We start from the raw sequence: 13,133 nt of genomic DNA, 5'->3' as shown, positions 1-13,133 counted from the left end.
CCAGTCGCGCGCACGCACGCCGCCACGTGCCACGAACGCGCGTGCGGTCGCCCGCGCGAAGTCGAGGCCGGCCTGCCCGCCCCGATGCAGCAGGTTCGTATCGTCGAGCGCGGCGATCAGCGAGAAGCATGCATCGACGCGCGCGGCTTCCGGGTCGCCCGGCAGGTCACGCTGCGCGCGACGCAGCGCGGGCAGCCCGACCGCATAGACGGTCGTGAAACCGTCGGCCGCCTCGCGACGTGCGCCGCCGACGCCGTAGCGGCGGCTCGCGCGTTCGCCGTGGCTGTCGGGCAAGCGCGGGCCGCCGAGGATATCGGCACCCCAGCGGCGCGAAACGAACGCACCGAGCGTCATTCCGACCGGCACGGCCCCCGGCATCGCACGGCGGCCCGCGGCCGCACACAGCAGCCCGAGCCCGAAGATTGCGCCGCGATGCGTGTTGACGCCGCCGGTCGCGGCGAGCATCGCGTGCTCGGCACGCAGGCCGATCTTGCGCAGCACGGCCATGTCCGCATCGCGTGCGCCCGCGTCGGCCAACTCGGCGAAATACGGCCGCAGCACGGCGGCGCTGCGGGCGAACGTCGCGGCATCCATGTCGGTGTGACTGCCGGTGTCGACATGACTGACGAGCCCCGGCTTCGGAAAGGTCGCGATTTCGAGCACGAGGCTGCGCTCGGCCAGTTCGGCGATGCGCTCGGCGTCGGACGGCGCCGGTACGCGGCAGGCAGCCCATGCACTCATCGCACACCTCCGATGAATGCGTCGGCCGGCATCAGTTCGACGGTGATCGCGGTCTTGACCGCGACTTCAGGCTGCCGCGTATGCAGTTCGCGCCAGTTGACGCCCGCGCCGTCGTCGCGCAGCAGTTCGCCGTCGATGCGCATCGGCGCGCGCGCGTCGATCGCCGCGAGGCCGTCGAGCAGCGGCGCGAGCGACGCCGGGTCCGGCAGCGGGAACGCGATGTCGAGATCGGACGACGCCCCCAGGTAGGGTTCGCCCGTCAGCGCCTGCCATGCAAGGCTGCCGAACACGCGGCCCTGCACGCCGTAACGCGCACCGAGCGCATCGAGTTCGCGCAACGCCGTGCGCCACGCGTCGGGCGCGGCGGCGAGCACGTCGGACAACGCCGGCAGCAGGCTGACCTTCGCGAGCGCGTCGACAGCCGCGTTCAGCGCGATGCGCCGCTTGCCCGCGGAAGGCGGCAGCGGCAGGCCGAGCGGCACGCGGCCGGCATCGGCCTCGTCGGGCGACGCGCGGCGTACGATCAGCGGCCAGCCGCGTTCGGCCCACGCCTGCACGAGCGGATCGGCCGCGAGCGCGGGATCGCGTGCGAATGCCGCGCCCCACCCCGCCGCCGTCAGCGTGACGAGCGTGTGGCGGCGCAGCGGCAGCTCAGCGTGCGGCACGCGCGAGTGCCTCGACGCGCTGGGCGACGTCGGCGGCAACCGGCCGGCCGCGCGCGGCACGCGGGTCGACGCGGGCGGCCGGCTTGCCGAGCCATTCACCGACCTGCGCGTCGAGCGCGCGGGCCGGATCGAGCACGGCGTCGACGGCGCCCATCTTCACGAGATTGTCGAGCCCCGGCGCGAACACGGGCGTCGAGCGCGACATCTCCTTCAGCACGTCGATCGGCAGCTTGGTCACGCGCGACATCGACGGCAGGTCCATCACCTCCGGCTCGGCGCCCGGCACCGCGAGCAGCGTGCGTGTCGCGAGTGCGGTCGCGATGAACGCGCCGGCGGCCGTGTGGCCATACAGCACGCCGATCGTCCGGTGCCCGGCGAGATCCGCGTGCATCAGGCACTTCGCGAGATGCGACAGCCCTTCGTTCAGGCCCAGCAGCTCGTCGCGCTTGCTCATCCGCTGGCTGTCGCTGTCGACGAGCACGAGGATCGGCGTGTCGCCACCGCGTTCGATCGTGTCGAGCACGCGCGCCGCGAGCGTCAGCGCCTCGTCGATGCCGAACGGCAAGCGGTCGGCGACGCCGATCACGTCGACGCGCGTGCCAGCCAGTTCCGCGTGGCCGGTCAGCAGCCCGCCGTGACGGGCGATCGAATGGCCTTGCGGGAACAGTGAATTCAGCACTTCATCGAGCGTCATGCGAGCTCTCCTGCAGTTGGTCCGCGAGCGCGGCGAAGGCACCGTCCGGCATCCCCGGAATCGCTTCCGGTACGCTTGCACCGAGCGTGCGCCACACGTCGAGCGCATCCTTGCACGCGCCGAACCGTTCGACGCGCGCTTCGAGGCGGGCCTGTTCGGCGCGCAGCATCGCCGCATCGAACTTCGGCGCACGGCCGATCAGCTCGAGCGCCGCCGCGCGGAACGCATCGGGCGTGTCGGCCACGTAGCGATCCGCGCCGCCGATCAGCCGCCGGTGCTTGCCGCCCATCGTGCGCCAGATCAGCGCGCGGTCCTTCGCATCGAATTCCTCGACGCCGCGATTGGTCTCGATCACTTCGGGGCCCGACACGCTGATGCGGCCCTGCTCCGATACCGCGAGCGCCGAGCAGCACGCGGCGAGCAACCCGCCGCCGCCATAGCAGCCCGCGCGCCCGCCGATCAGCCCGATCACCGGCACGCCGGCCGTGCGCGCTTCGACGAGCGCGCGCATGATCTCGGCGATCGCGAGTTCGCCCGCGTTCGCTTCCTGCAGCCGCACGCCGCCCGTATCGAACAGGATCAGCACCGGCTTGCCGGTTTCGCGCGCGGCCCGCAGCAGCCCGGTGAGCTTCGCGCCGTGCACTTCGCCGAACGCGCCGCCCATGAAGCGGCCTTCCTGCGCGGCGACGAACACCGGCCGGCTGTCGAGCCGGCCGTGGCCGACCACCATCCCGTCGTCGAACTGCTGCGGCAGGTCGAACAGCGGCAGGTGCGGGCTCGTCACGCGCTCGGCCGGGCCGAGGAATTCGCTGAAACTGCCCGTGTCCAGCAGCCCGTCGATGCGCTGCCGCGCCGATGCTTCGTACCAGCTCGCGGCATTCGCGACGAACGTGGGGGCGTCGTGATCGTGCTTCACGTCGTTCATGCTGCCTCTCCCTCGATCGCCCGCACCGCCTGCGCAAGCCGCAGCGACACCATGTCGGGCCGCGCGCCGCCGTCGTTGATCGACAGCTTCAGGCCGCCCGGTGTGCGCCGCTCGACGAAATCCGTGACGACGGCCTGCCACACCGCACCGAACCCGACCGCCGCCGTGCGGATGTCGATCTCGCAATCGTTGCCCGGCAGCACGCGCTCGACGAGCACTTCGAGATTGCCGGATGCCACCACACCGACGAGCGCCGCGGCCTGCTCGCCCTTCGCGCGTTCGCGCGCGGTGAAGCGATAGTTCAACTGTTCCATGCCCTTGTCCTTACCAGTTGCGGAACCGGGCCGGCGGCGCATAGAGGCCGCCCGACCAGTGCACGAGATCCTTGATCGAACGCGCGGCGAGCCAGCGGCGATCGGCGTCGAGCGGATCGATGCCGAGATCCTCCGGGCGACGGATCACGCCGCGCTCGCGCAGCCGCTCGACCATCTTCCGGTCGCGGCCGCGGCCGACTTCCGTATAGCCGGCGACGCCGCGGATCGCGTGCTCGCGTTCGTCCTTGTCGCGGCACATCAGCAGGTTCGCGATCCCTTCCTCGGTGACGATGTGCGTGACGTCGTCGCCGTAGACCATGATCGGCGCGAGGTCGAGCTGCAGCTTGTCGGCGAGCTTCAGCGCGTCGAGCTTCTCGACGAACATCGGCACGTTCTTGTCGCCGAACGTCTCGCCGATCTGCACGACGAGCTTGCGGCCGCGCCTGAGCGCCGCCGGCGTGTCGGGATCGGCTTCCGCGCCGGCCTTCAGCCACGGCTCGCTCGGATGGCGCCGGCCGCGCGCGTCGCTGCCCATGTTCGGCGCGCCGCCGAAACCGGCGATGCGCTCGGCCGTGACCGTCGACGAATGGCCGGACAGGTCGATCTGCAGCGTCGAGCCGATGAACATGTCGCACGCATACAGGCCGGCGGTCTGGCAGAACGCGCGGTTCGAGCGCAGCGACCCGTCGGGGCCCGTGAACCAGATGTCGGAGCGCGCGCGGATGTAGTCGTCCATCCCGACTTCCGAGCCGAAGCAGTGGATCTGCTCGACCCAGCCCGACTCGATCGCGGGAATCAGCGTCGGGTGCGGATTGAGCGCCCAGTGCGAGCACACCTTGCCCTTCAGCCCGAGCTTCTCGCCGTAGGTCGGCAGCAGCAGCTCGATCGCGGCCGTGTTGAAGCCGATCCCGTGGTTCAGGCGCTTGATGCCGTACGGCGCGTAGATGCCCTTGATCGCGAGCATCGCGGTGAGGATCTGCGTTTCGGTGATCGCCGCCGGATCGCGCGTGAACAGAGGCTCGACGTAGAACGGCCGGCCGGCCTCGACGACGAAATGCACGCGGTCGCCCGGGATGTCGACGCGCGGCACCTTGTCGACGACGCGGTCGACCTGCGCGATCACGATGCCATCCTTGAACGCGGTGGCCTCGACGACGGTCGGCGTATCTTCGGTGTTCGGGCCGGTGTACAGGTTGCCGTCGCGATCCGCGCTGACCGCGGCGATCAGCGCGACCTGCGGCGTGAGGTCGATGAAGTAGCGTGCGAACAACTCGAGATAGGTGTGCACCGCGCCGAGCGCGATCTTGCCGCCGAACAGCAGCTTCGCGATCCGCTGCGACTGCGGGCCAGAGTAGGCGAAGTCGAGACGCTTCGCGATGCCGCGCTCGAACACGTCGAGATGCTCGGGCAGCACGACGCCCGATTGCACCATGTGCAGGTCGTGCACCTTCGCACTGTCGACGTCGGCGAGCGCCGTCGCGAGCAGGTCGGCCTGCTTCTGGTTGTCGCCTTCGAGGCAGACGCGGTCGCCGGGCCGCAGCACCGCTTCGAGCAACGCCACGGTGTCGCGCGCATCGACCCGCTTGCCCTGCGCGTAAGCCGCGCCGGCCGCGAGGCGTGCATCGCGCGCCTGCCGCGCGTGATTCCATCCCGTCATGAACAGTTCTCCCGCTTCGATGGTTCAGCGGCATTCTAAGCCTGGCGCCGCCGCCGATTGATGATGTTGACGAATGCGACTCAGAGGACGCGGCGATGGATGCAGCCCGGGCACGAGCCGCCCATCGGCCGGGCCTACGCGCCGACCAGCGCGCGCGTCGTGAAGAACAGCAGCGACGGCCCGAGCAGGCAGCCGACGCCCGTGTGGAACGTCGCGACGAGCGCGCCGTACGGGACGAGCCGGCGGTCGGTCGCGGCGAGCCCCGCGCTCACGCCGCTGACGGTGCCGGCCAGGCCGCCGAAGATCATCGCGGAGCGCGGCGTCTTCAGGCCCATGAAGTTGGCCGCGACCGGCGTGCCGACCATCACGATGATCGCCTTCACGAGGCCCGTCGCGATGCTGAGCGCGATCACGTCGGAACTCGCGCCGATCGCCGCGCCCGTGACGGGGCCGACGATGTAGGTGACGGCGCCCGCGCCGATCGTCGTCATGCTGACCGCGTCGGTATAGCCGAATGCGCGCGCGACGCACGCGCCGACGATGAACGGCAGCACGGTGCCGAGCAGCAGCGACACGACGCCGACGAGCCCGGCCTTGCGCGCCTCGGTCGGCTGCACTTCGAACGCGGTCGCGACGATCGCGAAATCGCGCAGCATCGCGCCACCCATCAGGCCGACGCCCGCGAACAGCTTGACGTCGGCCAGCCCCTTCTCGCCGCCGGTGAATGCGCCGCCGACATAGGCGAGCACGAGGCCGATCACGATCGCGATCGCGGAGCCGTGCACGCGGCCGAACGTGAGCTTGCGCGACGCGATCGACGACAGCCACATGATCAGGCCGACCAACGCGAACGACGCGACGAGCCCGTTATGGGCGACGGTTTTTTCGAGCATCTGCAGCATGGCGGCCTCCTTCACTGTTCTTCGAATTGCGGCACGCCCGCGAAGGCCGTGTCGTCGCGCCCCGTGCGCGCGAGTACCGCGATGCAGCATGCGCAGATCGCGACCGCACCGACGGCGGCCAGCAGCGCGACCGGCCCGCCCTTGAGCGCGGCGACGACGTTCTGGTTCGCGGCCATCGCGACGACGACCGGGATGTACATCGCGCCCCAGAAACCGACGCCGGCCTCGGTCTCCTTCGGCAGCCAGCCGCGCCGGTGCAGCCACAGGCGCAGGCAGATCAGCAGCAGCATCGCGATGCCGACGCCGCCGACGTTGGTCTTCACGCCGATCGCGCTGCCAAGCAGGTCGCCGAGGAACAGTCCGGCCAGGTGGCAGAACGCCAGCAGCGCGGTTCCGTAGATGATCATGAGTCGTCTCCAGTCTCTTCGTGACGGGCGCCTGACGCGTGCGGGAGCCAGGCCCGCACGCCGATCCCGGGCGGACTGTCTGTCTCCTGCGGCGGGGCGCCGCGGCCCGGTGGCTCGTCGTGCGAGCGCGTTCTCGGGGTCGATGGGATGATGCGGTTTCGGGCCGAACGCCGGATGGCTTAGACTGACCGATGCCATCGGCGGCACGACACGGGCTACGCGTCCGGTGCCCCCCATTGGCGGAGGCCGCACTGGCGCGTGATCCGATACTAGCGCCGCACAATCCGGCCATTTATGAAGTTGTCGAAACCGATTCAGTGGATTTAGCAATGCGCCCGTTACCGCCCGAGCTGCTGCGCAGCTTCGTCGCCGTCGCCCAGTCCGGCAGCTTCACTGCCGCATCCGAGCGCGTGAGCCTGTCGCAATCGACCGTCAGCCAGCATATCCGCCGCCTCGAGGAGCTGCTCGACCGGCCGCTGTTCGAACGCGACACGCGCAACGTGCACCTGTCGCAGCACGGCGACGCGCTGTTCCGCTACGCGGTGCGCATCCTCGAACTGATGGACGAGGCTGTCACGTCGGTGTGCGGGCCGCCGCTGTCGGGCAAGGTGCGGCTCGCGATGTCGGAGGATTTCGCGTCGGCGCACCTGACGGCCGCGCTCGCGAGCTTCGTGCAGCGCAATCCGGAAGTCGAGCTCGCGATCTCGACCGGGCTGTCGGGCGACCTGTTCGACGCGCTCGACGAGGGGCGGCACGATCTCGTGTTCGCGAAGCGCATCGCCGGCAGCCGGCGCGGCCGCGTGATCCGCAGCGAACCGCTGTACTGGTGCACGGGCCCCGATTCGCGGATCACCGGCCACGAGGCCGTACTGCCGCTCGCGATGCATCCGGAGCCGAGCGTGTCGCGCCGCCGCGTGCTCGAATCGCTCGAGGCCGTCGGGCGGCCGTACCGGATCGCGGTCGTGAGCAGCAGCGTCGCGGTGTTGCGCGCCGCCGCGAGCGCGGGGCTCGGCGTCAGCGCGTTCGCCGGCTACGTGATCCCGGCCGGGCTCGCGCGGCTCGACGCCGGGCTGCCCGAACTCGGCGAACTCGAATACGTGATCGACCGGCCGGCGGCCGCGTCGCGTTCGACGCTCGCACTCGAAGCGACGCTGATCACGGCGGCGTCGGAGTTGTAACCGCATCGGGAGCGACCTACGCAGGGGAGATCGCACCCGCACCTGACAGCTTTGCCCGGAACGCGTCATCGTCCACGCAGCGCCCGCTCGCGACAATGGACCCATCGGAACGCACGGCCGGCCGCCGCGCGCATCCGGTGTCCCGTCCCCTTGATCGGAGCACGCCATGAACAACGTCCTGCGATTCGCCGTCGCGACCGCTACAGCCGCCTTGCTCTCCCCCGCCTTTGCCCAGACCGACGCTTCGGCCCCGGCACAACAGGGCCTGACACGCGCGGAAGTCATCGACCAGCTCAAGCAGGCCTATCTCGACGGCGAACTGCCGACCAACGACGGCAACTACCCGCCGGACGCCGCGACACGTTCGCGCAACCGCGAACTCGTGCAGGCCGTGAGCCCGGCGTGGCTGGCCCACACGCCGCCCGCCAGCCAGGCGACGTCGCAGCAATGACCGGCGCCGCCGCGCCGGCGCAACGCCATCAGGATCACGGCAGGAAGCTGCGGCGCCGCGCGTCGATCAGCTCGACGAGCAACCGGTCGCGCTCCGCCGCCAGTTCCTGCATCGAGCGCTCGCCCTGGATCGCGCGCAATTCGTCGTTCAGCTTGCGATCGACGTCCGGATCGAACGAAGGCGTGCCGAGATCGTCCCACCAGCTCGTGATCGGCCCCGACAGGTGTTCGAGAAAATGCGCGATCCCGCCCGCGCCGCCGCCGAGGTGATAGGTCAGGCACTGCCCCATCAGCCCCCAGCGCAGGCCGGGCCCCCATGCGACGGCCTTGTCCGCATCGGCCACGCTCACGACGCCTTCGCCGACGAGGTGATACACCTCGCGGAACAGCGCGGCCGCGAGCCGGTTCGCGACATGGCCGGTCATCTCCTTGTTGAGGACGATCGTCTGCTTGCCGAGCGCATCGTAGAAACCCTTCACGCGCGCGATCACGTCCTGGCTGGTGGCATCGCCGCCGACCAGCTCGACGAGCGGAATCAGGTGCGGCGGATTGAACGGATGCGCGATCAGGCAACGCTCCGGATACTTGTCGCACGCGGTCTGGATGTCCGACATTTTCAGGCCCGATGAACTCGATGCGATCGGCACGTGCGCGGGCAGCACGTCGTCCATCTGCCGGTACAACGCGCGCTTCAGGTCGAGCCGTTCCGGGCCGTTCTCCTGCACGAAGTCGACGCCGTCGAGCGCACGCACGAGATCGGCGTCGAACGACAGCCGCGCGGAAAGTTCGGCGGCCCGGTCGCCGAGAAACGCGGCCAGCGCGTCGCGCAACCGCATGTCGGCTTGCGGCGCCGGATCGGTCGCGACGACGTCGAAGCCCTGCGTCAGATAGAAAGCGGCCCAGCTCGCGCCGATCACGCCGGCGCCGACGATCGCGATGCGTCGAATGTCCATGATTGTCCCGTGTCGTTGGTCTGCAAACAGATCGCGGCGATTGTCGCATCGAATCGCGCGGGCCTGCATTGACGCAGATTGCAGATTCCCTCTTGAAATGCGTTTCGGCTGCCACTAATTACGCGTCGTCGGGCAGTGCAACATGCAGCGCACTGCTCCCGTTTCGATCCAGTGGAGCATCCACGACGCGCCCGCCGCAGGCGCCGCGCCGTCACGTCTCCCGCGTTCCCTGTTCAGGAGGACCAACATGAGCGGTATCCATTTCGGCAGCGACCTGTTCGACGAATTCGCCCGCGTGCAGCGGCAAGTGGCCAACCTGCTCGGCGATCGTCCGACCGGCATTCGCGCGGTACGGCCCGGCGCCTTTCCCGCGCTCAACGTCGGTGCCACCGACGGCGCCATCGAGATCGTCGCATTCGCACCCGGCATGGCCGCGGCCGACTTCGACGTCTCGATCGACAAGGACCTGCTGACGATCAGCGGCGAGCGCAAAGCTGCGCCGCGCGGCGAAGGCGACGATCTGCGCACCTATGCACAGGAACGCTTTCACGGTGCATTCCGCCGTGTCGTCGAGCTGCCGCGGGACGCGGATCCCGACCAGGTCAGCGCCCGCTACGAAAACGGCTGCCTGCTGATTCGCGTCGGCCGGCGCGAGGCATCGAAGCCGCGTGCGATTACCATTCAATAATACTCAGGATACCGACATGAATGCGAACCCGACCCTGGCCGAGCGTCAGACGAACACCGTCCACCCCGCTGCCGCCGAAGCGGCCCGCCGGCCCGCGATCACGCCGGCCGTCGACATCGTCGAGAATCATCTCGGCGTCACGCTGCGGGCCGACCTGCCCGGCGTGCCGCGCGAGAACCTCGACGTGAAGGTGCACGACAACACGCTGACGATCGAAGCCGACACGCATCTCGACACACCGGCCGACCTGCGCGTGCGGCACGCCGAAATCCGCGCGACGCGCTATGCGCGCAGCTTTGTACTGAGCCCCGATCTCGACACGTCGAGGATCGATGCGAACCTGCGCGACGGCGTGCTGACGCTGACGATTCCGCGCCGCGAGGAAACGCGTCCGCGCCGCATCGACGTGACGGCCGGCAACGCATAAGCCCCACGCGGGCGGTCATCCCGCACGCATGAAAAAGCCCCGCCGGGTACGCGCCCGGCGGGGCTTTATTACGACGTGCAGCGCAATCAGTCGAAGTCGAACAGGTCGAACACCGATTTCTTGCGACGCTGGCCGTCGTGCTTGTAGCGATCGTCGTGCGAGCGGCCATCGTGTCTGTCACGGTCGTCGTAAGAGCGAGCATCTCGCCCCCACCCGCCGTCATGGCCGCGCGGCGCTTGCGCATCGTGCCGCACGGGCACATCGTCGCGACGCACCGGCGCGTCGCCGGTCTCGCGTGCGATCAGCTTGTCGAGTTCGCCGCGGTCGAGCCACACGCCGCGGCAGGTCGGACAGTAGTCGATCTCGATCGACTGGCGCTCGGCCATCAACAGGTCGGGCGTCTTGCAGACTGGGCATTTCATCGCGCTTCTCCTTTCCGTGCGAATTTCGTCTGGATTCCCTATGAGGCGCGTGACGCCGGCCACCGCAGCGGCAGCCGTGTCACGCGCGCTGGCTCAGTGGCCATCCGTCGGTGCCGAGCGCTTCGCCTTCGCGCGCCGCGCCAGCATGTTCATGCCTTCGACGAAAGCCGAGAACGCCATTGCCGCGTAGATATAGCCCTTCGGCACATGCGAACCGAAACCTTCGGCGATCAGCGTCATGCCGATCACGACCAGGAACGACAGCGCGAGCATCACGATGGTCGGGTTGCGGTCGATGAAGCGTGCGAGCGGCTGCGCGGCGAACAGCATCACGGCGACGGCGACGATCACCGCGACGAACATGATCGGCACGTGCTCGGTCATGCCGATCGCGGTCACGATGCTGTCGATCGAGAACACGATGTCGAGCATCACGATCTGGCCGATCGCGGCCCACATCGTCAGGCCGACCGCGCCACCCCCACCGCCCGCGCCTTCACCGTCGCGCGACACGTGGTGATGGATCTCGGTGGTCGCCTTCCACACGAGGAACAGGCCGCCCGACAGCAGGATCAGGTCGCGCCACGAGAACGCATGGTCGAACAGCGTGAACACGGGTTCGGTGAGGCTCGCGATCCACGCGACGCTGCCGAGCAGCGCGAGGCGCATCACCAGCGCGAGCGCGATGCCGAGGCGCTGCGTGCGGGCGCGCTGCGCTTCGGGCAGCTTGTTGCTGAGGATCGAGATGAAGATCAGGTTGTCGATGCCGAGCACGACTTCCATCACGACGAGCGTCAGGAGCGCCGCCCAGACGGCGGGGTCGGCGGCAAGTGTCAGCAGGTAATCCATGAAATGGGCCGATACGAAAGTGGAAAGCCAGATCATAGGCCGCCCCGAACTTCGAAAAAATCAGAGAGAATCTGATTTTTGGTTCGGTTTTTCCGAAATTACGATCCGATGCTCAATTTCCGCCATCTGTACTACTTCTGGGTCGTCGTGAAGGAAGGCGGCTTCGCGCGTGCGGCCGCGCGGCTCGACATGGCCGTGCAGACCATCAGTGCGCAGGTGCGCGACCTCGAAAAAGCGCTCGGGCACCAGTTATTGCGCCCGGCCGGGCGCGGCGTCACGATGACCGACGCCGGCCAGGCCGCGTTTGCGCGCGCGGAGGCGATCTTCGAGATGGGGCGGCTGATCCCCGACGAAGTGCGCGCGGCGGCCAGCCAGCCGACCGTGCGGCTCGCGGTCGGCCTCGCGGACGGCATTTCCAAGCTCGCCGCGCACGCGATCCTGGCACCCGTGCTGGATACCCCCACGCTGCGGCTGCTGTGCCACGAAGGCGAGCACGATGCGCTGCTCGCGGAGCTGGCGCTGCATCATCTCGATCTGGTGCTGGCCGGCCAGGGCGCGCCGTCCGGCTCGAACCTGCGCGTGACGAGCGAGCGGCTCGTCGCGTCGCCGGTCGACTGGTATGGCCCCGCGGCGCTCGTCACGCCGGCCGCGCGGCAGCACTTTCCGCAGTGCCTTGCCGACCTGCCCGTGCTGTTGCCGACCGCGCATTCGGCGCTGCGCGCGCGCCTCGACCAGTGGCTGGAGGGTGAACGGATCGTGCCGCGCGTGGCGGGGGAATTCGAGGACAGCGCGCTGATGGCCGTGTTCGCGGCGCGGGGCCTCGGCGTGTTCCCGCTGAGCGAACTCGGGGCGAACGATGCGTCGCTGCTGCGCGGATTGCGCCGGCTCGGGCGCGCGGGCGACGTGACCGAGGAGATCCACGCGATCCGCTCCCGGCGCGGCGAACACCATCCGCTGACGTCGCAATTGCTGGCCGCCGCACGCGGCGCACCGGCCGCCTGAAGCGAGCGCGACATCAAAGGAAACTATAATGACGCCCCGGCCTTACGAGATTGCCGCGCGCTTCATCCAGGCACCGCCGTTGCGCGACCTCTCGCCAAGCCTTCTGAAAGACGCCATGCACAACCGATTTCGCCTGTTTTCCGTTTCGTGCGCGCTCGCGGCCGCGACCGTGCTGGCGGCGTGCTCGTCGCCGCCCAAGCCGATCTACCAGCAGGAACAGTTCGACGCGACTACCAGCCCGTACGCGCACACGTTCCACTCGAAATCCGACGCGGCCTGCGAGGCCGCGCGGCGCGCGCTGCTGAGCCAGGGCTATGTGGTGTCGTCGTCGCGCAACGATGCGGTCGACGGCAGCAAGAATTTCCAGCCGAACAACGACATGCACGTCGTGATCGAGTTTCACGTCGTGTGTGCGGACGCGAACGCGGACGGCTCGTCGAGCATCGCGTACGTGAACGCGGTGCAGGATCGCTACACGCTGAAGAAGTCGAATACGTCGGCCAGCGTGGGCTTGAGCGTGTTCGGCTCGCTATCGTTGCCGATCGGGTCGAGCGACGATGCGCTCGTCAAGACCGCCAGCGAGACGATTCCCGCCGGCGTGTTCTATGAGCGCTTCTTCAATCTCGTCGAGCATTTCCTGAAGATCGACCCGGCCCGCCGCGACCGCGCGACCGTCAAGGCCGCCGAGAAGGAACCCGTCACGCCGCTGCCCGAACCCGCGCCGACGCCGCAAGGCGAGCCGATGAAGATGACGACCCCGGTCGTGCCGACGCCGCCCGCGGCGCCGGTGCCGCTTTCGTTGCCGGCGGTCGCGCCCGAGTCGGGGGCGAATGCCGTGCCGGCCGCCGCGTCGGCCGTG

17 protein-coding genes are annotated in these 13,133 nt (G+C 69.2%); 6 read left to right on the top strand and 11 right to left on the bottom strand.

The window, feature by feature from the left end:
- The 8 genes from F3J15_RS35145 to madL all read right to left on the bottom strand — a co-directional run.
- Positions 1–741: triphosphoribosyl-dephospho-CoA synthase (locus F3J15_RS35145; protein WP_166897048.1), on the bottom strand; the 741-nt coding region annotated here is incomplete at its 3' end.
- Positions 738–1,406, bottom strand: a complete 669-nt coding sequence (gene mdcG, locus F3J15_RS35140; protein WP_166897045.1) for a malonate decarboxylase holo-[acyl-carrier-protein] synthase — start codon at positions 1,404–1,406, stop codon at positions 738–740. The genes mdcG and F3J15_RS35145, both read right to left, overlap by 4 nt.
- Positions 1,393–2,100 (bottom strand): biotin-independent malonate decarboxylase subunit gamma, encoded by a 708-nt coding sequence (gene mdcE, locus F3J15_RS35135; protein WP_166897042.1) that lies wholly within the window; start codon positions 2,098–2,100, stop codon positions 1,393–1,395. The genes mdcG and mdcE overlap by 14 nt, the downstream gene beginning before the upstream one ends.
- On the bottom strand, positions 2,087–3,025 hold the full coding sequence (locus F3J15_RS35130) for a biotin-independent malonate decarboxylase subunit beta (protein WP_166897039.1): 939 nt from the start codon (positions 3,023–3,025) through the stop codon (positions 2,087–2,089). Before F3J15_RS35130 ends, mdcE begins: the two co-directional genes overlap by 14 nt.
- Entirely contained in the window at positions 3,022–3,339 is a 318-nt protein-coding gene (gene mdcC / locus F3J15_RS35125) for a malonate decarboxylase acyl carrier protein (RefSeq protein ID WP_166897036.1), read from the bottom strand. The genes F3J15_RS35130 and mdcC overlap by 4 nt, the downstream gene beginning before the upstream one ends.
- A 10-nt stretch (positions 3,340–3,349) precedes the next feature.
- Positions 3,350–4,996 (bottom strand): malonate decarboxylase subunit alpha, encoded by a 1,647-nt coding sequence (gene mdcA / locus F3J15_RS35120; RefSeq protein WP_166897032.1) that lies wholly within the window; start codon positions 4,994–4,996, stop codon positions 3,350–3,352.
- Positions 4,997–5,130: 134 nt separating this feature from the next.
- The gene (gene madM, locus F3J15_RS35115; RefSeq protein ID WP_166897029.1) at positions 5,131–5,898 is read right to left on the bottom strand and encodes a malonate transporter subunit MadM; all 768 of its coding nucleotides are present in this window, start codon (positions 5,896–5,898) and stop codon (positions 5,131–5,133) included.
- Positions 5,899–5,909: 11 nt separating this feature from the next.
- Positions 5,910–6,305, bottom strand: a complete 396-nt coding sequence (madL, locus tag F3J15_RS35110) for a malonate transporter subunit MadL (protein WP_006485307.1) — start codon at positions 6,303–6,305, stop codon at positions 5,910–5,912.
- A 329-nt stretch (positions 6,306–6,634) separates the two neighbouring features.
- Here madL and F3J15_RS35105 point away from each other — a divergent pair, with 329 nt between their 5' ends.
- Positions 6,635–7,483, top strand: coding sequence for a LysR substrate-binding domain-containing protein (locus F3J15_RS35105; protein ID WP_027787899.1), 849 nt, complete (start codon positions 6,635–6,637; stop codon positions 7,481–7,483).
- A gap of 166 nt (positions 7,484–7,649) precedes the next feature.
- Positions 7,650–7,934 carry a DUF4148 domain-containing protein gene (locus F3J15_RS35100; protein ID WP_166897027.1) on the top strand — a complete coding sequence of 95 codons (285 nt, stop codon included), beginning with the start codon at positions 7,650–7,652 and terminating at the stop codon, positions 7,932–7,934.
- Positions 7,935–7,968: 34 nt separating this feature from the next.
- On the opposite strand, the gene F3J15_RS35095 is transcribed toward F3J15_RS35100, so the two are convergent.
- Positions 7,969–8,886 carry a 3-hydroxyacyl-CoA dehydrogenase NAD-binding domain-containing protein gene (locus F3J15_RS35095; protein WP_166897024.1) on the bottom strand — a complete coding sequence of 306 codons (918 nt, stop codon included), beginning with the start codon at positions 8,884–8,886 and terminating at the stop codon, positions 7,969–7,971.
- 247 nt (positions 8,887–9,133) lie between these two features.
- Here F3J15_RS35095 and F3J15_RS35090 point away from each other — a divergent pair, with 247 nt between their 5' ends.
- Both F3J15_RS35090 and F3J15_RS35085 read left to right on the top strand, forming a co-directional pair.
- Entirely contained in the window at positions 9,134–9,574 is a 441-nt protein-coding gene (locus F3J15_RS35090) for an Hsp20/alpha crystallin family protein (protein ID WP_166897021.1), read from the top strand.
- A gap of 16 nt (positions 9,575–9,590) precedes the next feature.
- Positions 9,591–10,001 (top strand): Hsp20/alpha crystallin family protein, encoded by a 411-nt coding sequence (locus F3J15_RS35085; RefSeq protein WP_043182225.1) that lies wholly within the window; start codon positions 9,591–9,593, stop codon positions 9,999–10,001.
- Between the two features lie 86 nt (positions 10,002–10,087).
- Here F3J15_RS35085 and F3J15_RS35080 read toward each other — a convergent pair whose 3' ends face one another.
- The gene (locus tag F3J15_RS35080; RefSeq protein WP_166897018.1) at positions 10,088–10,423 is read right to left on the bottom strand and encodes a zf-TFIIB domain-containing protein; all 336 of its coding nucleotides are present in this window, start codon (positions 10,421–10,423) and stop codon (positions 10,088–10,090) included.
- Between the two features lie 93 nt (positions 10,424–10,516).
- On the bottom strand, positions 10,517–11,272 hold the full coding sequence (locus tag F3J15_RS35075) for a TerC family protein (protein WP_166897051.1): 756 nt from the start codon (positions 11,270–11,272) through the stop codon (positions 10,517–10,519).
- 108 nt (positions 11,273–11,380) lie between these two features.
- On the opposite strand from F3J15_RS35075, the gene F3J15_RS35070 reads away from it, so the two are divergent.
- Positions 11,381–12,274 (top strand): LysR family transcriptional regulator, encoded by an 894-nt coding sequence (locus F3J15_RS35070; RefSeq protein ID WP_166897015.1) that lies wholly within the window; start codon positions 11,381–11,383, stop codon positions 12,272–12,274.
- 115 nt (positions 12,275–12,389) lie between these two features.
- Positions 12,390–13,133, top strand: a 744-nt coding sequence (locus F3J15_RS35065; protein ID WP_166897012.1) for a DUF2242 domain-containing protein, incomplete at its 3' end; no start/stop codon positions are given.

The organism is Burkholderia sp. Ap-955 (genome assembly GCF_011753045.1).
In the GTDB taxonomy this organism is placed as follows: domain Bacteria; phylum Pseudomonadota; class Gammaproteobacteria; order Burkholderiales; family Burkholderiaceae; genus Burkholderia; species Burkholderia lata_D.
This window is presented reverse-complemented; position numbering and strand designations above follow the sequence as displayed.

What these genes read in the sequence shown, in the direction of transcription:
- F3J15_RS35075 (WP_166897051.1), bottom strand. Translation starts at nt 11,272, where the DNA reads ATGGATTACCTGCTGACACTTGCCGCCGACCCCGCCGTCTGGGCGGCG.
- F3J15_RS35085 (WP_043182225.1), top strand. Translation starts at nt 9,591, where the DNA reads ATGAATGCGAACCCGACCCTGGCCGAGCGTCAGACGAACACCGTCCAC.
- F3J15_RS35095 (WP_166897024.1), bottom strand. Translation starts at nt 8,886, where the DNA reads ATGGACATTCGACGCATCGCGATCGTCGGCGCCGGCGTGATCGGCGCG.
- F3J15_RS35080 (WP_166897018.1), bottom strand. Translation starts at nt 10,423, where the DNA reads ATGAAATGCCCAGTCTGCAAGACGCCCGACCTGTTGATGGCCGAGCGC.
- mdcE (WP_166897042.1), bottom strand. Translation starts at nt 2,100, where the DNA reads ATGACGCTCGATGAAGTGCTGAATTCACTGTTCCCGCAAGGCCATTCG.
- mdcA (WP_166897032.1), bottom strand. Translation starts at nt 4,996, where the DNA reads ATGACGGGATGGAATCACGCGCGGCAGGCGCGCGATGCACGCCTCGCG.
- F3J15_RS35105 (WP_027787899.1), top strand. Translation starts at nt 6,635, where the DNA reads ATGCGCCCGTTACCGCCCGAGCTGCTGCGCAGCTTCGTCGCCGTCGCC.
- madM (WP_166897029.1), bottom strand. Translation starts at nt 5,898, where the DNA reads ATGCTGCAGATGCTCGAAAAAACCGTCGCCCATAACGGGCTCGTCGCG.
- F3J15_RS35090 (WP_166897021.1), top strand. Translation starts at nt 9,134, where the DNA reads ATGAGCGGTATCCATTTCGGCAGCGACCTGTTCGACGAATTCGCCCGC.
- F3J15_RS35070 (WP_166897015.1), top strand. Translation starts at nt 11,381, where the DNA reads ATGCTCAATTTCCGCCATCTGTACTACTTCTGGGTCGTCGTGAAGGAA.
- mdcC (WP_166897036.1), bottom strand. Translation starts at nt 3,339, where the DNA reads ATGGAACAGTTGAACTATCGCTTCACCGCGCGCGAACGCGCGAAGGGC.
- F3J15_RS35130 (WP_166897039.1), bottom strand. Translation starts at nt 3,025, where the DNA reads ATGAACGACGTGAAGCACGATCACGACGCCCCCACGTTCGTCGCGAAT.
- F3J15_RS35100 (WP_166897027.1), top strand. Translation starts at nt 7,650, where the DNA reads ATGAACAACGTCCTGCGATTCGCCGTCGCGACCGCTACAGCCGCCTTG.
- madL (WP_006485307.1), bottom strand. Translation starts at nt 6,305, where the DNA reads ATGATCATCTACGGAACCGCGCTGCTGGCGTTCTGCCACCTGGCCGGA.